Annotated in this window: 17 protein-coding genes; 13 read left to right on the forward strand and 4 right to left on the reverse strand. The window is 40.9% G+C overall.

Annotated features, from left to right (window positions below):
• Position 1 precedes the first annotated feature (1 nt).
• From CD03_RS0106045 to CD03_RS32605, 10 genes are all read left to right on the forward strand, one after another.
• Positions 2-961, forward strand: coding sequence for an ABC transporter ATP-binding protein (locus CD03_RS0106045; protein ID WP_027292865.1), 960 nt, complete (start codon positions 2-4; stop codon positions 959-961).
• Entirely contained in the window at positions 955-1,704 is a 750-nt protein-coding gene (locus CD03_RS0106050) for an ABC transporter permease (protein WP_027292866.1), read from the forward strand. Before CD03_RS0106045 ends, CD03_RS0106050 begins: the two co-directional genes overlap by 7 nt.
• Before the next feature lie 164 nt (positions 1,705-1,868).
• On the forward strand, positions 1,869-2,927 hold the full coding sequence (locus CD03_RS0106055; RefSeq protein ID WP_027292867.1) for a GGDEF domain-containing protein: 1,059 nt from the start codon (positions 1,869-1,871) through the stop codon (positions 2,925-2,927).
• A 333-nt stretch (positions 2,928-3,260) separates the two neighbouring features.
• Positions 3,261-3,818 carry a GNAT family N-acetyltransferase gene (locus CD03_RS0106065; protein ID WP_027292868.1) on the forward strand — a complete coding sequence of 186 codons (558 nt, stop codon included), beginning with the start codon at positions 3,261-3,263 and terminating at the stop codon, positions 3,816-3,818.
• A 154-nt stretch (positions 3,819-3,972) separates the two neighbouring features.
• Positions 3,973-4,776 carry a response regulator transcription factor gene (locus tag CD03_RS0106070; RefSeq protein WP_027292869.1) on the forward strand — a complete coding sequence of 268 codons (804 nt, stop codon included), beginning with the start codon at positions 3,973-3,975 and terminating at the stop codon, positions 4,774-4,776.
• Positions 4,769-6,583, forward strand: a complete 1,815-nt coding sequence (locus CD03_RS0106075) for a sensor histidine kinase (RefSeq protein WP_027292870.1) — start codon at positions 4,769-4,771, stop codon at positions 6,581-6,583. Before CD03_RS0106070 ends, CD03_RS0106075 begins: the two co-directional genes overlap by 8 nt.
• Positions 6,584-6,763: 180 nt before the next feature.
• Positions 6,764-7,672 (forward strand): carbohydrate ABC transporter permease, encoded by a 909-nt coding sequence (locus tag CD03_RS0106080; RefSeq protein ID WP_027292871.1) that lies wholly within the window; start codon positions 6,764-6,766, stop codon positions 7,670-7,672.
• A 12-nt stretch (positions 7,673-7,684) separates the two neighbouring features.
• Positions 7,685-8,500, forward strand: coding sequence for a carbohydrate ABC transporter permease (locus CD03_RS0106085; protein ID WP_027292872.1), 816 nt, complete (start codon positions 7,685-7,687; stop codon positions 8,498-8,500).
• A gap of 101 nt (positions 8,501-8,601) precedes the next feature.
• On the forward strand, positions 8,602-10,128 hold the full coding sequence (locus tag CD03_RS0106090; protein ID WP_027292873.1) for an ABC transporter substrate-binding protein: 1,527 nt from the start codon (positions 8,602-8,604) through the stop codon (positions 10,126-10,128).
• Between the two features lie 31 nt (positions 10,129-10,159).
• Positions 10,160-11,662: a sulfatase family protein gene (locus tag CD03_RS32605; RefSeq protein WP_052377694.1), complete on the forward strand. Its 1,503-nt coding sequence runs from the start codon at positions 10,160-10,162 to the stop codon at positions 11,660-11,662.
• 60 nt (positions 11,663-11,722) lie between these two features.
• Here CD03_RS32605 and CD03_RS0106100 read toward each other — a convergent pair whose 3' ends face one another.
• Together CD03_RS0106100 and CD03_RS0106105 are read right to left on the reverse strand one after the other, a co-directional pair.
• Positions 11,723-13,015 carry a hypothetical protein gene (locus CD03_RS0106100; RefSeq protein ID WP_052377695.1) on the reverse strand — a complete coding sequence of 431 codons (1,293 nt, stop codon included), beginning with the start codon at positions 13,013-13,015 and terminating at the stop codon, positions 11,723-11,725.
• Between the two features lie 75 nt (positions 13,016-13,090).
• Positions 13,091-13,843 (reverse strand): AraC family transcriptional regulator, encoded by a 753-nt coding sequence (locus tag CD03_RS0106105; RefSeq protein ID WP_027292875.1) that lies wholly within the window; start codon positions 13,841-13,843, stop codon positions 13,091-13,093.
• A gap of 426 nt (positions 13,844-14,269) precedes the next feature.
• Between CD03_RS0106105 and CD03_RS0106110 the strand changes: the two genes are divergently transcribed.
• Genes CD03_RS0106110 through CD03_RS32610 form a run of 3 tightly spaced genes read left to right on the forward strand, consistent with a single transcriptional unit; the run spans position 14,270 to position 17,446 of the window.
• Positions 14,270-15,679: an ABC transporter substrate-binding protein gene (locus tag CD03_RS0106110; protein ID WP_027292876.1), complete on the forward strand. Its 1,410-nt coding sequence runs from the start codon at positions 14,270-14,272 to the stop codon at positions 15,677-15,679.
• Positions 15,680-15,735: 56 nt separating this feature from the next.
• Positions 15,736-16,608, forward strand: coding sequence for a carbohydrate ABC transporter permease (locus CD03_RS0106115; protein WP_160295798.1), 873 nt, complete (start codon positions 15,736-15,738; stop codon positions 16,606-16,608).
• A gap of 13 nt (positions 16,609-16,621) precedes the next feature.
• Entirely contained in the window at positions 16,622-17,446 is an 825-nt protein-coding gene (locus CD03_RS32610) for a carbohydrate ABC transporter permease (RefSeq protein WP_052377697.1), read from the forward strand.
• A gap of 125 nt (positions 17,447-17,571) precedes the next feature.
• Here the strand turns inward: CD03_RS32610 and CD03_RS0106125 are convergent, their stop codons facing one another.
• Both CD03_RS0106125 and CD03_RS0106130 read right to left on the reverse strand, forming a co-directional pair.
• Positions 17,572-18,585: an IS3 family transposase gene (locus CD03_RS0106125; protein WP_027292091.1), complete on the reverse strand. Its 1,014-nt coding sequence runs from the start codon at positions 18,583-18,585 to the stop codon at positions 17,572-17,574.
• Positions 18,586-18,596: 11 nt separating this feature from the next.
• Positions 18,597-19,016 carry an HTH domain-containing protein gene (locus CD03_RS0106130; RefSeq protein WP_027292090.1) on the reverse strand — a complete coding sequence of 140 codons (420 nt, stop codon included), beginning with the start codon at positions 19,014-19,016 and terminating at the stop codon, positions 18,597-18,599.
• Positions 19,017-19,093: the final 77 nt, after the last annotated feature.

Genomic DNA, 19,093 nt, shown 5'->3' on the forward strand with positions numbered 1-19,093 from the left:
TATGTTTGCAATTGAAATCCGGGATTTGGTCAAAAAGTACAAAAACGGTGTCTGTGCCTTAAATGGATTGAATATGAACGTAAACAGCGGTGAAATCTTTTCTCTGCTGGGTGAAAATGGTGCAGGGAAATCATCCCTCATCCAGATACTCACCACATATTATACGCCTAGTTCCGGAAAGGTAATGGTATTTGGAAAAAATTTGTGCAGTGAGGCAGACTGGATCAGGACGCAGATTGCCTGCGTTTCCCAGAAAATATCAGTAGATGAGCACCTTTCCTTAATGGAAAATATGATATTTCAGAGCAGGCTGTATCGGGTTGAAAAGAAAACTGCCGAAAAGAGAATCGAAGAGCTGATAGAAACATTCCAGTTGTCCGGCTATAAAAATTATCCGGTTTCTTCTTATTCAGGAGGGGTGAAGCGCAGGCTGGATATTGCAATGAATATGATTTCCAATCCCGGAATTCTTTTTTTAGATGAACCTACGACAGGGATGGATGTTATGTCCAGAAATGCGCTGTGGAAGATGCTCCTCGCTATCCGTGAGAAATATGGTACTACCATCTTCCTTACAACCCATTATTTAGAAGAGGCAGAGCAGCTCAGTGATTCTATCTGCATTATCAGGGAGGGAAAAGAATTGATCCAGGGAACACCTGACAGTCTGAGAAAGTATCTGCGCAAGAACCTGATTCGTATCACCTTTCCAACTTCAAAGGAAGCAAAAGAACATCTGCCTTTATTAATGGAAACCGGTTTCGCTTTCGCGTCAGACAGAAGAGGCCATATGGTTACCCTGAGTGTCAGCAATAAAAGGGAAGCATTTACATCGCTAAGTCAATGGCTATTAAAAGAGAAAATCTTATTTGACGCAATTGAAATAGCAGAACCAAGCATGGAAGATATTTTTCTGGCATTCAATGGTTCCCAAAACAGTGAGGAGGGGTTATTATGCTGAATCTGCTGTGGAGAAATGTAAAATGGAGATTTAAAAACAGATTTACCATAATTATTACCATTCTTCAGCCAATGTTATGGCTGGTTTTATACAGCGTGGTTGCCGATTCTACGATGAGAGGAACAGGCATCAAGAACTATACGGCGTTTATATTGCCGGGTGTAATGTTCCTGGTAACATTTTCATCATGCAGCAGCGGCGGAATCATGAATTTCCTCATGAAAAATAACGGCAGTTTTTACCGAATCCTGATTTCACCGGTGAGGCGCAGTTCCATTGTACTGGCACAAATGCTGGAAGCGATATTCGTATCACTTTTGGAAACTTTTATCTTATGCGTGATCAGCCTCCTCTTTTCAGTACGTTTCCAAAATGGGATTCCGGGAATATTGCTCATTGGAGTTTTCGTGTTTCTGACCGCTTTTTTTCTGGCGGGAGCTGCATATACAATCAGTCTGTGCCTGCCAAATGAAGTGATATATGAAACTATAATGACGGCTATTGTTTTGCCGGTCTTTTTCCTGAGTTCAGCGTTATTTCCGTCTGAAAATCTTAAGGGTGGATTGAAGATCCTGGTGAATATCAATCCATTTACCCATGTTATAAATGCAATCCGTGGATTGATCATGGGGGAAACAGTTTCTGCTGTGCGGATACTGCCTGTGCTTCTGCTTTTTACAGGATTATGTGCCTGCAGTTTTTTACTTGCGATGTGGAAGATGAAAAGGGAAACGGCAAGCTGATAATTTAATATTGATCATTTAATATTGAATGACAGAATAGTAAATGTAACCGTCCCAATAAATACTGGATGACAGATGAATCTTATTTTGATATAATGATCAAGACCAATATATGGTAAATACAGAGGCGGATTTAAATGAGAAGCCCAGAGAGCAGGTGTATTATGAGTACGCTTATATATTCGTATGCCGTTCCCCTGACCGGTTTGTTGTTCTTGTTATATCTGATTAGCATTAATTACTTATTTAGTAAGGAACAGAACCGTTTATTCAAGAGTGCGGTCATTATCAATCTGGGTTTGATTGTAATCACCTCATTAGATTATATGTTCAGATGGGAAGCCAATCTTTCTATCTGGTATTTGCGAAGAATTACATCATTTCTAAACTTTTCATGCGGTCCTATTATACCCATGCTGCTGATGCGAATATTTTATAAAGACAAATTTAAAAAGATATATTATATACCATTATTTATTAATGCAGGAATTTGTTTTATCAGTATCTTCGTAAACATCGTATTTTACATAAGCACCGATAACAGCTATGACCGGGGAATATTATTTTTTCTGCCTGCTGCGACCACTTTATTTTATCTGATGCTGATGATTTTTTTTCCGGCACAGAAATATGATCAAGGAAAGAAGACGGAGCAGATAACCATCGCAGCCATCATGGCAACCATTATTCTAAGTATTTTTTTAGAAGTTAATTATGGATACTATTGCTTGAATTATGGATTTTCTGCTTTAGGCATTATTATTTATTACATATCGCAGAATATTAACTTCTTTGCTGTTGATTCCTTAACAGGAGCATATAACCGTCAAATGTTTAATCTGGCAGTCAGCAAAATCCAGAGTAAACAAGATTGCATGTTATGCTTAATTGATATTAATAATTTTAAATATATCAATGACACATTCGGACACGAAGAAGGAGATAAAGCCTTAGTATTTTTTTCGGAAGTCATTATTAAAAACATGAGGAAAATTGCTACCGTCTACCGCACCGGGGGCGATGAGTTCATGCTGATTGCTAAAAAAGAAAATGAAACAGTGTTACTGGACGCAATTGAAAAATCTATCAGAGAATTAAAAGAACGCAAGATCAGTTTTGCCTATGGTATGACTCATTATCGGGCAGTCAATGATATCCAGGATGCCCTGCGTGAAATAGATAAAAAAATGTATGAAAATAAAAAGAGGGCAACAGAATTATAATATAACTTCTAAGCTATCGCATAATTGCACGCTATACAAATAGTGATAAAGCGATAGCTCAGAGGTTATATTTTTGCGTAAAAATGCTGATGTATATTATTTACTGGTTGGAACAGGAAGGCTGCTATCTGAGTACATCAGCGGCAATTCCTCCTGAGCTTTTGTTTTACCTTATTATACATTTGCAGAAAAGAAAAAGACAGTAAATAAATTATGCAACATCAAAAATAGTCTTTACATCGAACAGATGTTCTGTTATACTTGAAATAAGTATCCGAGAATATTTAAATGTTGTACAACTGGAATATTTAATAATGGAAGGGTGGTTTTTATATGAGTAACAAAAATGTCTTTACGGAATGTCCGTCTTATGAAACAGAACATTTTTTCCTGAGGAAGATGGAAATAAGAGACAGTGAAGATTTGTTTTTATGCTATTCCAACAAAGAGGCTGCAAGGTATTTTAACGGGGACAGCTGCAATGATGATTTTTACTATACGGATTATGAATCCTTTTTAAAATGTATGGACTACTGGGACAGCCGGTATGAAGCTCAGGATTTTGTGAGACTAACCATTGTGGATAAGGAAAGGAAAAAGCCAGTGGGGACAATTGAAATCTGTCCTTCAAAGAAATATTCCGTGGATGATAAGTGGATGGGAATATTGCGCATAGATATTCTTCCGGAATATGAAAAGGAAGAACCTTTCGGGGAACTTATGCGTGAAATATTACTGCATATATATACCGATTATCAGGTTAAGTCTGTTCTGATGAAAGCCCAGGAGAGTGCAGTAACTCGCAGGGCTGTTTTGCAGAAACTTTTCTTTGTACCGGCAAAAGAGGAATGCAATATTTCTTATCAGGATTATTTTATTTGTTATTGTTAAAGCGTGTTTTAGTGACTCAGCGCACTACATCTATCTACAAAGCGTCCCTTAATCAGCGAAACACCAGAACGTGTTTATAAAATCAGAGTTACCGGTAGACATTCGGTAAAAAGCAGGATATAGTTAGTATAAAGTGTTTAAAGGAGAGATACATATGATAATTCTGGTAGCAGATGATGAGCGATGGATCCGTAAGGGTATTATAAAGATGATCGACCAAAGCCGGTTAGTGGGAGAAACACAGGTTCTGGAGGCGGATACGGTAGAGGATGCCCTGACACTATTTGCAGAGTACCGTCCCCAGATCGTGATTTCAGATGTGAAATTTCCCACAGAAGATGGATGTACCCTTTGCGAACGAATTTATGCCATAGAGAAGCAGACGAGAATTATTATGATTTCCGGGTATGATGAGTTTGAGTACGTGAAACGGGCATTAGCCTACCGGGCAGTTGACTATCTCTTAAAGCCGGTGGATAAGCAGGTATTGAATAATACGATTCAAAGGTGTATAGAGGAATTAACTGCAGATTTGCATATAACGGAAGAAGGGCATAAAGAATCGGCGGATAGGGAACAGTCCGCGGGAGATGCAGCCAGATCTGTAGATATTCAGGATGTGATCAAGGATATTGAGGATACGATCAGAAGAAACTACAGTGAAAAATATACTCTTTCCGGTCTGGCTTTAAAATATCATTTAAGTGAAGCCTATCTGTCCACGGTCTTTAAGAAAAGAACAGGGATTTCCCTGACCTCCTATATTATGCAGGTTAAGGTAGAACGGGCGAAGGAATTAATGATGACGACTCAAGGGAAAATCTGGGATATAGCAGCGCAGGTGGGGTATCCGGATCAGCATTATTTTACAAAGGTTTTTAAAAAGGTAACAGGAGAAAGTCCTACAGAATATAAGACAAAGCTGAACAGGGAATTGTATGGAGAAGAGCATGTTTAAGAAGATAAAGAGTAAAATGCACTGGAAGGTAATGTCCAGCTATATCATTCTGCTCCTTGTGATGCTGGTTGGGATTTCTACGGCGGTTAATTATTTTAATACTAAATTTGTAAAAACACAGATTATTAATTACAATTCACAGGCAATGGCGAAAGTCACCTATGATCTGGATGCAATATTTAATCGTGTGGCTCAGTATGTGGCTAACAGTAATAACCAGCAATTATTTGAGAGCATCTGTTTTTCCGGTGAAGAACCTTATACATTTCAGACCCTAAAAAGCCAGGTTGATTTTGAGATGGATTTAAAAGACAATATCTATATTAATAATCTGGGAAATGTGGTAAATGGAGTTTTGATTTACTATGATAAAGATCATCATGTCTATGTAGGAGAAGGAATGTACTTAAACCGTTTTGACGTTAAGGAAGCGGATTGGTACCAACAGTTTGCCCAAATGAATAAAAATGATTTTATCTATGGTCCGGTAAAAGAAGACTACAAACCAGCGGGCCTAAGTAAATCAGAAGTTCTGCTTTATATAAAGCGGATTCCAAGAAGTTCAAAGGGGATGGATGATTATGTTCCGTTTATCATGGCATCCGTAAAATTTTCGGAGATTTCCAGTATTTTTCGTCAGCTGGATTCACAGGACAGGGGAATTGTGGTTACGGATTATGAGGGAAATGTTATTTTCAGTCAGCATATTGCCCAGGAGAATGCCCATAAAATTGCCCTAAGAATTGAAAAACCGGAAGAAAAGGCGAAGGACCAGAATTATACTACCATTTCCGATAAAGAATCCTTTATTACCAGTATGTACATACCAAGATACAAGTGGGTGGTAACTACAGTGGACTCTAACAGTGTTCTGTTTGAAAGTGTCCATCATCTAGTACAGACCATTAATCTGATCTTTATTTCCTGCGCAATATTGGGGATACTGGTATCCGTGTATTTATCCAAACGGCTGATGCTGCCGGTTAAGGTACTGAATGACTTTATGGATACGATGGAGGAGGAACCGGAAGCCTTTATCAAAGTTTCCTCTAACGATGAGATCGGACATATTGCACAGCGGTTTAACAAAATGAAAAAAAGAATTCAGGAAATGGGGGCAAGGATATACCTGTCGGAAGTGCGGGAAAAACAGGCACAGATCAGTGCATTGCAGGCGCAGATTAATCCCCATTTTCTATACAATACACTGGATAATATCTACTGTATTGCCCAGATCGAAGAGATTGATACCATTGCGAATCTAACCCAGAATCTTTCGAATATGATGCGTTACAGCATTAATTGTAAGGAATCAAGGACTACTTTAGAAGCAGAACTGAATCACGTGAGATCCTATCTGGCGATCATTAATGAGCGTTATGACCATTGTGTGCAGTTGAAAGTGCATGTTACCAAGGAAGATGAGATGCTGGAAACGGTAAAACTGCTGATACAGCCGGTAGTGGAAAATGCGTGGGTACATGGAATTTTACCAAAGCCCGGGCATAAGGGAATAATTGATATCAGTGTGGTAAGAAGAGGGAATTATGTGGACCTTATTGTCTCGGATGATGGCAGGGGAATTGCAAAAGAGCAGTTGGATATGTTGAATAAATCGTTGAATTCATTTTCCAAAGAAATCCGTACGCCTGAGAATAAAGGGTTCGGGATTGCTTTAATCAATGTAAACGACAGAATTAAGCTTCTCTATGGGAAGGACTGCGGTATTCGGATTGAAAGTGAAGAGGGTATAGCCAGCCGCGTTATTATTACCCAAAAAGACAAAACATCATGCATTAAGAGATAAACGAATATTACGGTAATTGGATATGGACAAAAAGGTGTGTAAAATTATCATACACACCTTTTTTTTGTGCTTTCATATAAAAATAGTACACCAAACACAGAAAAATAATACAAAGATATATAAAAATAGTATTGATATAATTTAATTAACGTACAAGATGTACAAAAGGAGGAAAGAGAAGTGCAGAAAAAGAGAAACTGGATTAAAATGATTAAACCTTATTTGTTTTTGATTCCAATCTACATTTTTCTGGTTACATTTAAATACATTCCCTTTGGAATGGCAATTGAAAAGTCCTTTTTTAATTGGAACGGAGGTAACCTGAATGTGTTTGTGGGGCTGGATAATTATGCTGCAGCATTTAAAGACAGCGTATTCCTGGGATCATTAGTAACGGTATTGAAAGTAATGATCGCATATATCATAATCGTTGTGTCAATTCCGCTTTTGGCTGCAGAGTTGTTGTTTGCCATTAAATCGGCGAAAAAGCAATATGTTATCCGGACGGCATTTACTTTTCCAATGGTAATTCCCGGAGTAGTAATCATTTTGTTATGGAAATGGATACTGGCAGGAGATAACGGAGTTCTGAATATTCTGCTTCATAACATCGGCCTTTCTAATCTGGCGAGTCCCTGGCTTGGAGATACGAAGACAGCACTTGGATCTATTATTGCAATCGGCTTTCCCTGGCTTGGAATGTCTATGCTGGGAGGGATGCAGTTCCTGATTTACTTCGGAGCATTACAATCAATCTCCAGGGATGTATTTGAAGCTTCCAGAATCGATGGAGCAAATATTTTACAGCGGTTTATCAAAGTGGATTTGCCGTTAGTTTCCGGACAGCTGAAGCTTATGATTACATTGGCTATCATCAATTCCCTGCAGATTTTTGAATCGATCTATATTCTGACAAAGGGAGGACCAGTGACTTCTACCATGGTTCCGGCAGTTTATTTATACGAACAGGGCTTTACATACAAAAAGATGGGATATTCATCAGCTATTGGTATCATTTTATTTATCATCATAATGATTCTAACCGTTTTAAACAATAAATTCTTAAAGAGTGAAGACTTATCAGAATAGAAGGAGGGACGTATGAAATTATTTGCAAAAATCTCAGGCAGAGTAGTACTTGGCCTATTACTGCTCCTGACTTTATCACCGTTTTACCTGTTAGTAATCAATGCATTTAAACCTCAGAAAGAAATAATTATGAATCCTTTTATGTTTGCAGCGGAGTGGAGGTTCGTAAATTTTGAAAAAGCATTATCCCAGGTAGCAAGACCAATGATGAACTCCTTTGTTGTTACTTTTGCAGTGATTATTCTGACCATTATACTTTCGGTATTGGCAGCTTATGCATTTGTACGATTTACATTTAAAGGTTCCAGGGTATTATATTATGGTATTATAGCAATGCTGATGATCCCGGGATTTGTAATGCTGATTCCCCAGTTCATCCAGATATCGGAACTAAAGTTATATAATACGTACTGGGGGCTGATTTTACCGCCTACTGCCTACAGTGTTGCGATGGGGACATTTCTGACCAGAGGTTCAATGGAAGGACTGCCGAAAAGTCTGTTTGAAGCAGCAGAAATTGAAGGGGCGGGAGATATGGCAATTCTAATGAAGGTGGCAGCACCTCTTTCAAAACCCATCATAGCAACGATGACGATTATGACAGGATTATCTGCCTGGAATAACTATCTTTGGCCCCTGGTAGCAGCGACAGGAGAGAAAACCCAGCAGATTGCAGTAGCTTTGACGAAAATGGTAACCTCAGTGAATGACGGAAACGGTGTGTTGTTTTCGGGATACATTATTGCCTCCCTGCCGCTGATCATCCTGTTCTGTTTTGCAAGCAGATCTTTTGTAGCAGGATTGACCCAGGGATCCGTGAAAGGATAAGCGCGTCCAGAAAAAAGAGCGGATAGTTAAAGAAACTAATGAAAGCAGAAATAGGGTCGGTTCATGTGGGCCGGACTTTATATAAAAAGGAGGAAATGAAAATGAAGAAAAAAATAATTGCAGTTCTCTTAAGCGGGGCTATGGCGGTTGGATTGCTGGCAGGATGCGGAGCATCGGGCGGTGACAAAGAAACCGGTAAAGCAGCCGGTGCGGCTAAAGATACCCAGGCGGGAAGCGAGGCAAATCAGGGGGAGGAATCTAAAAAAGATGAGTCGGCGGATGGTGAAAAGAAAGCAGGCGGTGGAGAAAATGTGACGCTAAAGTTTGTGCAGGATCTGGGTACGGACGAAAAGGCTAACCAGCTTACCCAGGATATTATCAAAGCTTTCACAGATGATACCGGAATTCAGGTGGAGTTTGAGTCCATACCCACGGGAGATTACCGAACCTGGCTGACAACACAGTTTTCCGCGGGAGAAGGACCGGATGTGTATACAGATATTTTATATAATATCACTTCGGATTATGACAGTGGCTGGCTGTATAATTTTAAAGATCTCTATGACAAAGAAAGTGCTTATGATCCCGGACAGCCTTGGAGAGAGACCCTCCCGGATTCTATATTAGAAAGAATGGAACTTCCGGACAATGTGGTTCCGGGCTATCCATCTTCAACCAGTGTGGTTCGTATTTTCTGTAACATGGATTTGTTTGAAAAAGCAGGTGTGAAGAAACCGGAGACATGGGCGGAATTTATGGATGCCTGTAAAAAACTGAAAGATTCCGGAACGATACCATTTGGATTCCCCAATGCAACAATTGGAGATCTTTCCTGGCTCTGGTTTAACAACTCTGTTTCCAGTCAGCTGGATGAAGGGCTTGTTAAAGAACTGGACGAGTCCGGTAACGGCTATATTGAGTTAGGAGAAATCGCAAAAGGATTCGATGAAGGAAAAATTGATTTTACAAGTCCGCAGCTGGAAAAAGGATTTGATATGATGAAGGAATTTTCACAGTACTGGACCAGTGATTACAATGGACTGGATCAAAAATCAGCGCTGGATATGTTCATGCGAGGCGAAGTTGCAATGGTACAGGCACTTTCAACAAATCTCAGCCAGATTCAGGATGCCGTAGGGGATGACTTTAATTATGAAGTAATGCCGGTTCCGGTCATTACAAAAGATACATCAGAATATGCAATGGGGAAATCCGTAATTTTGGGCGGACAGCCGGATATCATTTATGCAATCAATAAAAACCTGGAAGGGGATAATGCCAGATTAGAAGCAGCAATTAAATTTGTTCAGTATATGTCTTCACCGGACATCCAGAAAAAGTTTGCTGACGGCATCTGTAGAATTCCGCTGGCAAATACAACAAAACTTCCGGACAGCTTAAGCGGATTTATTATTACGGAAGAACCCTTACGCATGGCTTATTATACAGGCATTAATGAAAAACTGCGTACTTATTTCCATCGGGCAGGACAGCAGTATCTGGAGGGCGGATTATCAACCGGAGAATTTGGAAAGATGGTAAATGATTCTTATAAAGAGGTGCTGGACGAAGTGAAGGTAGAAAATGGCTGGTCGGCTGAAAATAATTATGGAATCGTAAAGGAATAACCGTAATTTAATCGGGAAAGGAGAGAACAGGATGGGAAAACCAAAGAAATGCCCAAACTTGATTTATATTCTGGCTGATGATATGGGTTATGGAGATATCTCGGCTTACAACGAAAATTGTCCTTTTCAGACTCCTAATTTGGACAGATTGTGCGAAAACGGCATACGTTTTACGGATGCTCATGCATCTTCCGCAGTCTGCACTCCATCCAGATACAGTATTTTGACGGGACGCTATAACTGGCGTTCCCGGCTGAAATCATATGTTGTGGGAGGATATTCAGCCCCCCTTCTGGAGCCAGGCCGTATGACTGTGGCGAATCTTTTAAAAGAACAGGGATACCAAACGGCAATGATCGGAAAATGGCATCTTGGAATGGATTTTGCCAAATTCGAAGATTTCCGGGAAGCGGAAGAATTTGGGGCAAGCGACGGAGTGGATTACGCAGGAAAAATAAAAGGATCTCCGGTGGAACATGGTTTTGATTATTACTTCGGAATCAGCGGATCTCTGGATATGCCTCCCTATGTCTATATCGAGAATGATCATTTTACGGCAAAGCCGGATCATGAGACCCAGAATACAGGCAAGAAATTTTGGAGGAAAGGTCCTGCTGCACCGGGGTTCGTACATGAAAATGTTCTGGATGAACTCACAGACAGGGTACTGGATAAGATAGAAGAGTATAAAGAAAATCCCTTTTTTATTTATTTTCCCATGCCTGCGCCCCATACACCGATTCTCCCGGCAAAACGGTTCCTGGGCAAATCGGGAACGAATACTTATGGAGATTTTGTATTGCACTGTGATGACGCAGCCGGAAGAATTACGAAAAAGCTGGAAGAACTGGGGCTTTTAGAAAATACGGTTATTCTATACACCTCGGATAACGGGTGTTCCCCAATGGCGGATTACGAAGAGTTAAAAGCAGCGGGACACAATCCCAGCTATGTATTCCGGGGTACAAAGGCAGATATCTATGAAGGTGGGCACAGAGTTCCGCTGATTATGCACTGGCCGGAATTGATCCCGGCAGGAGGCGTATGTGACCGGGTGGTCTGCCTTTGTGATCTGATGGCCACACTGGCTGATTATTTTGATTATCCATTGCCGGAAAATGCAGGAGAAGACAGTGTCAGCAATCTGCCGCTTTGGAAAGATGCGAAAGGACCGGAGGTCCGCAGAGATGTGGTACACCAGAGTATCGATGGTTCCCTTTCTATCCGAAAAGGGATGATGAAACTGGAAATGTGTCCCGGCTCCGGCGGTTGGTCAGATCCCAAACCGGGAGAGGAGGACCAAAATCTTCCCAGGTTCCAGCTGTATGATTTATCAGAGGATATTGGAGAACGTGTAAATGTGATAGAGCGGTATCCAGAACTGGCAAAGGAACTGCGTCATCAGTTAAAAGAATATATTTTGAATGGCAGAAGTACTCCGGGACCACGACAGAAAAATGACGGACAGGAGGTATGGGAGACTATACTCTGGATGACAGAACCAGATGATATACAGCTAAAAATGTATCGATAAATGCATACCATAACAGGGATTTGTAATTGGGTAAAATTACAAATCCCTGTTATTTTAGTTTTACCCTGCATAATCATCTGCAACGCGCATAGCAATTTTTTCCCATTCCCAGAGTCTTTTCGGGTCATATCTCACCGTGGAGATGTCCTTGAAAATAAGTTCCACATGGCATCCACTATCCGTAAGGGCCATAAAGTCCCGCAGATCTTTTTCAGCCTGATTGGAATCAAAGGTATTTCCTGCTACAATTACCGGATTAGGCTTTCGGCTGATTACGTAATCAGAACCAATTGCATCTATTATTTTTTCACTGTTGTTCCAGGGAGATGCTGATACCTTTCTAAGGTTGGGGATACGACGCAGTATATCCATTTTAATATCCAGCGGTTCACAACAGCCATAATAGGTCAAGCCAAAGCGTTCCAGCCATTTCAAGTCGTGTTCTACGGCAAATTCCCAATGCATCTCGGGAGAGACGGTAGAGAAAATCTGTGCGTTGGAACAGCCCCACATGTTTTTCGCCATCACATGGGAAGAATCATAGTCAGCTCCGGGAAGTTCTGTCGTATAGCCATATCCTCCGGAACCGATTCTGGTATTGTTATTATCCAGTGAAAGCAGGTTCATGGCTTCCAGCTGGTCCATTTCCTTCATCCACGCCTGTACCATGCGTTCGTAAATGTCATGCACCATATCCGGGCGGAGAATCAGATCCATAATTGCCTCCTGTACACCCCACCATCGTACCAGGTAGTCCCAGGGTGTATACCAGATGTGCTTTCTTCCCACCTTTTTCACGGGAAGAATATCCGCAAATATTTCATTCATGGCGGCAAATGTTTCTTCGGTTTCTTTAATGTCATGTGTAACAACAGGCATTTTAATCTTTTCGATATCTTCCGGTTCCGAGATCTGGATTTTAAAATGCCTGGATACTACGTCGTTATCCTGATCAGTAGAAACGCAGGTCACATCTTCTTCAATTCCAAAACCGGTAGACGAAATTGCAAGTGGAGATTCCATATAAGGATTAACGACCATATCTCCAGGGAAATGATTCCACTGGTAGATTGTTTTTCGCAGGCTATCCTCTAACTTTCTGGCCCAGGGCTGCCGGCATCTCAACGTTAATTCATCATCCACATTCAATTCATGCCATGGAACTTCATTGATCCAGACCATTGGTTTTACGGATTTTTTGTCATTTAATAAAGCCCAGTTCTTTGCACGTAATGCGTTTCTGCTGTCGTCAGATATTTCTGCGATTCGATACCCCAGGGTGCGCAGAATATCTTTGTCCGAGTCTGTAAAACGGATCATATTAATTTTTGCACTCTTTTCTTCTTGTAACATATACCTACCTCCCGGTGTTGTTCTTTTCTAAAGGGTATCATGAATAGAAAAAAGCCACAACACTGTGGTGTGACTTTAAGGTTGCACGATGTGACTTTTGCGGTAGGTGCTAGGCGAAATGTCCATGTAGCTGTGAAAGGCTCTGGAGAAAGATTTTTCATCTGCATAGTCTGCGATCTGACAGGCTTCTGACACAGTAGCTCCCTGTGCCAGGGCAATGGCTGCCCGGTTCAAACGTGCGGAATAGAGATACTGGTTGGGTGACATTTGAAAAGTAGCTTTGAATTTACGTGAAAAGTAGGATCGCTCCATTCCCACATATGCTGCCAGATCACGCACTGTAATGCGGTCCGCTAAATGTGTATCGATATAATCCAGTACGCTTTTCATAGCAGGATGATCGGTTTTTTGCAGGGGAAGATCCTCATTAAGCAGTGTCAGGAATATATCAAAAAGCTGTTCTGTTTCTCTCTGATATCTGGATTGTCCCATAAATGAACGCAGACTTTGAAGGATATAATACATCGGCGTATTTTCTATTATTTTTACAATTCCCAGATCAATATAAAAATCCATCTTTATCTGAATGTGAAACCAGAGTACCTGCAGGGGATCTTCTTTGATATGCCAGAGTGTATACGGTTTCATTAAAGGCAGAATATAGAAAAATCCCGGTTCCAGTCGGATCTTCTGATCCCCTTTTTTGAGATATGCTTCACCACCGAGGATATAGTACATGCGGTAAAATAAAGCATTTTCATCTGTCATACCCCAGTCTTCCGAACAGACCGTATAATCACTCTGCAGCAGGGTAAATTCATGATTCATAAAAAGCAGCCTCCTTTACAAATCTCTTTTGTACCTTATTACTTTGCTGTTTCTTTCTTTACAGTTTAAGGTTTTGCAGATATTTAATATTTTGTTGTTTATAGTTTAGCATTTCGCAAAAGTAAAGTCACTTTCTTTTTAGTATCTGATTGCTGTATCCTGTTTGAATTCGCAATAAAGACACAGGGAGGACCAGACTGTAAGGCGGAGATTTGTAGTTAATCAGAATGAGTCGATTAGTTAGTATGTGAGAAAAAAATATAAAAACATATAAAGTATATTGACTTAAACATCATTAAAGTAAAAATATTAACGGTGAAGTAAATATATTTTATAGACGACATTATACATAATTGCTAAAATAGCATTATCAGTTAGCGCTAATGTGAAAAAAATATACGAAGAACCGAAATAGGAGGATTTAAGATGAAAAAGAGAATCATAAGTATTTTATTGGCGGTTACGATGTTGTCTGCAACACTTGCAGGATGTGCAGGAAATTCAGCGGATTCCGGGGAAAAGACCACCGGCAATAAGAAGGGAACCCAGGAGACAACAGCTGCAGGAGCGGATTCAGAAAAGGAGACAGGTGAAGAGCAGACGGCAGGAGAGGGCGAACCGGTCAAAATCAAATTCTTGAACCGCTGGGCGGAAGATACGGTTCTGGGAGCCGCTATATATAAAGCCTGTCAGGATTTTATGGAAAAAAATCCGAATGTTGAGATTGAATATGATGCCGTAGCAGGGGCGGACGATACGCAGTTTTATGAAAAAATGAAAACAGCGGCAGCTACAGGCGATATGTATGAATTGTTCCAGAATTATGGCGGCAGTACCATCTATTCCTACGTGGAAAGTGATGTTCTGTATGACCTTACCTCTGAGTTTGAAAAGGATAAGGAGTGGAAAGATAACTTTTTAGATCTGTTCAGTATGTGGGAATATCAGGCAAAAGAAGGTGTATATGGGGTTCCATTTACGGACTTTGCTACCGTTCTCTATTGTAACAAGGATATGTTCGAATCCAGAGGACTGAAATATCCGGAGACGATTTCAGAATTTGAAGCAGTCTGCGATAAGTTCCTGGAAGAAGGTATTACACCGGTTCCAATGTCAGGAGAAGGATGGCGTTTTGCACATCTCCTTTCCGGTCTGGTTATGAGAAAATATGGCGAGGATTATATTTATGACCTGGCAAATGGAAAAGAAAAGTACACCGGCGACAAGATGCTGGAGTTAGTAAATCTTATGAAATCCTGGCAGGACAAAGGGTATTTTGGCGAAAACATTGCATCCCTGGATTCTGCAACAGAGCAGGCACTTTTCTCAACGGAGAAATCCCCGATGATTGCAATCGGAACCTGGCAGCCGACCAATATTCTGGAAAACAATCCGGAATTTCTGGATAGAAAAGGAGTAGATGTAATCTGGTTCCCTGCATTTGATGACAAGATGGATTTAAAAGGAGGCTCAATGGGAGGTCCAAATGAAGGTCTGTCTATAGCTAAGAAAGATGAGGCAACTACCGCAGCAACCGTAAAGCTGGTAAAATACCTTACTTCACCGGAAGTCGTTACCGAGATATGGAAAGCAGATCCCACCCAGATCTTCGCAGTTAAGAGTGCAACACCGCCGGAAGAGATGAATTATTTAACAAAAGAATGTATTGACCTGATAAATAATACGGCAACTGGCTTAATGCAGGAAATTGACCAGTACAGCACAATTGCTTCTTTACAGGACAGACTGAGAAATTCCCTTGCGGGCATGGTAGCAGGTAATTCTCCGGAAGCTGCAATGAAAGAGGTTCAGGACGAAATAGACAGCCATAATTAAAAATGATGCGCGGACAGGGGAGAAGCCTGTCCGTGTCTATAAAGGGGGGACTTTCCGTGAAATGGATAAAAAAATATTATGTGCCGTTTTTCATGATTCTTCCGGCATTTCTATTAATCGCATTTATGTTTTTCACACCAATCATTCAGACTGTCTATCTGTCATTTGTGGAATGGAATGGCATCTGGCAGACGCCGAAAGAATTTGTAGGATTCAGTAATTATAAACGCATGTTCAGCGACCGTGTATTCTGGATCTGTATCCGGAATATGTTTATTTATCTGGCACAGGGTGTTTTAATTCAGGGTCCGATTGCATTTTTACTGGCTATGTTTATCTCAAAAAAAATACGGGGGCTGCGTGCATTTAAATTTGCATTCTTCCTTCCGGTTATTATTCCGATGACAGCGGTAGCAATTATGTGGAAATTTATTTTAAATCCAAACTGGGGTTTAATTAATGATATGATACGATTTTTTAATCCTGATTTTAACATGGACTTTTTGGGCAATCCCGATATTGCAATGTATTCGGTAGTACTGGTAAGTGCATGGGTATATATCGGCTTAAATATGGTTATTTTTTCAGCTGGTATGACAGCTATACCTGAAGAATTATATGAATCGGGCGAACTGGATGGAGCAACCGGAATAAAAAAAATTCTCTATATTACACTGCCCATGATGAAAGAAAGTTTAAAAGTATATGTCATTCTTATGATTACCGGAACCCTGAAGACCTTCGACCTGGTATTTGTTATGACAAAGGGAGGTCCAAATGAAGCCACGCAAGTGCCGGCAGTTAATATGTACCTGCAGACGTTCTCCTATGGAAAATTTGGCTATGGTGCCACGATTGCTACATTTATTCTGGTGGTGGGGTTAATTGGAAGTCTGATTGCAAATAAGTATCTGGTTGCAAAAGAGTAGAGGAGGCGAGATAATGAAAGTAAAAATCAAAAAGAAAATTCTCTATATACTGGCGATTTTGTGGGCATGTATGAATATCATTCCTTTGATTGTTGTCATACTGGGGTCTTTTAAAAATACCAACGAAATCTATATGGGGCCCTTTAAGCTTCCAGAGATATGGAGTTTTAAAAATTATGATAAAGCAATCCTGCGGTCCGGGGTTATAAAAGGCATTTTTAATTCTTTTACCTATGCCATTATATCCGTTATCCTGATTATGGTCATTGCACTGATGGCTGGATTTGTTTTATCAAGGTTCAAAGGAAAGCTGATTGATGGGCTGAATATTTACTTCATATTGGGAATTTTAGTTCCGGTACAGGCAACTTTTATTCCACTGGTAGGGACAATTGGGAAGCTGGGGATGCAGAACAATCCCGTTACGATGATTACCATATATGTAACGTTCAATCTACCCATGTCCATCCTGCTGATAACCGGGTATATGAGGGGAATTTCCAAAGAAATTGATGAGGCGGCAACCATAGACGGAAGCGGGACTTTTGGCATCTTCCGGAAGATGATTGTGCCATTATCCCTTCCGGCAATCTCTACAGCAGGTATTCTGGCATTTGTAAATATTTATAACGACCTCATCTTTGCGACGCTGTTTATATCAAAACCCAAATTTCAAACCATAACACAGGTAGTCAATAGTTTTTCTGCGCAGTATAATACAGATGTAGGAGCAACTTTAGCGGCAATGGTGGTAGCAATTATTCCGATGATTATCATTTTTATGTGTTTCCAGGAAAAAGTGATTGCAGGTTTATCAGCAGGGTCCGTGAAAGGGTAGGAATTGAACTGTACCCTTTGTCAAGGACATTTTAAAAAGTGGGGCACTTTTTTCGCACCTTTACTTCCAAAGTATCCTGCATACAGGTACACCTCTTTAAATGTCATGGTATTCTATGAAATTTTTTAACTATCCGTATTTTTCTGATATAATTGGCATCCAAGTTCTTCCGGTTTTTTGGCTATGACCGGATGCGCAGGTATTTTGGGAACATCCAGTGGATATTCTCCAGTGATGACAAATTTATAAAACTCATTGGGTGCAAGCTTCGCCAGATGCCATTGGTACCGCTGATTATTATAATAAGCCATGTAGTCATCAATGACAGACTGTACCTCTGCAAAGCTTACGCATTCAGCCAGTTTTGCCTTGATATGGTCCTTCATATGCCCAAAGAAACTCTCCTGGGGCGCATTGTCCCAGCAGTTGCCACGCCGGGACATGGACTGGCGCAGCTTCTTGTTATAAAGTATATGAAGAAAACTTTGGCTGGTGTAATGGCACCCCTGATCACTGTGGATGATTGTTTCTGCTTGAAGTGAGATCCCATGACCGGCCACCAGTTTATTGACCGTTTCAAGAACAAAATCCACTTCCAGGGAGTCACTGAGCACATAAGAAAGTATCTGCCTGGTAAAGGCATCCAGGATGGTTGACAGGTAGGCAAAGGATCCGCTATAGGACAGATAAGTGATATCCGTCAACAAGACTATTCTTGGTCCATAACATTCGAACTCACGGTTTAGCAGGTTGTCCGCTACATTGCTGGTCCTTAGTGCCTTTGCCATTCTTTTATATGGATTTGGGCCTCGGTATGGACAGGAGAGGTGGAACTTTTCCATCAGCCTGCGGATTTTTTTCAGGTTCATGATCACCGGCGGGTTCATATGGAGCAGTTCCATATAGATGCCCCTGGCCCCTTTGGCATAACCATGCAGCCTGTAAGCGGCCAGAACCAGATCAAAATCCTCACGGTCCTTCTGTTCCTGAAGCGAACGGACAGGAGCTGCCTTTATCCAGGCGTAATAACCGCTTCTGGAAACACCGGCTATGGAACAGAGTTCTTTGGCAGAAAGGGAATTCTCGCTTTGCCGGATCGTTTGCTGGATAATCTCAAATATACAGGAAGAGTCGTTCATAAGCAGAGCACCTACTTCCTTGTAGTCCTGAGTGAGGAAATTTTTTTTAAGAACTCAACTTCCTGTTTCAGATAATCAACCTCATGCCGAAGCAGTTTTAATTCATCCTTTTCGGATGGCGGCAGATCAGCAGCCGGGGAGACGGAGCTTTGCATCCTGTGAGGGGAATGTCCTTGGTGAAACCCGCCATATTTATCGTACTGTTCCCGAATGTGTCTGGCAATGCTCCATACCCTGCGGTCCCCAAGGACGGCAGGATCATAGCCATGATCTGCGAGGATCTGCCGCGGAATCTCCCCTAACTGGTATTCCGAGTAAAAGATCTCCTTGAACTCCCTGGTAAAGGTTAATTGGAATTTGGACACCTTGTAGGTGTAAGGATTTTGACGAAGCAGCAGCATTTGTTCATTGGTAAAAGGGTTTTTGGTCATGGTATTCCTCCTGTTCTTAGATAAGAATACCATAAGCCAAGAGAGGTGTCTAAGCCAAAAGAGGCCTCAGCAATCAT

This window comes from Robinsoniella sp. KNHs210, assembly GCF_000686105.1.
GTDB classification, from domain to species: domain Bacteria; phylum Bacillota; class Clostridia; order Lachnospirales; family Lachnospiraceae; genus Robinsoniella; species Robinsoniella peoriensis.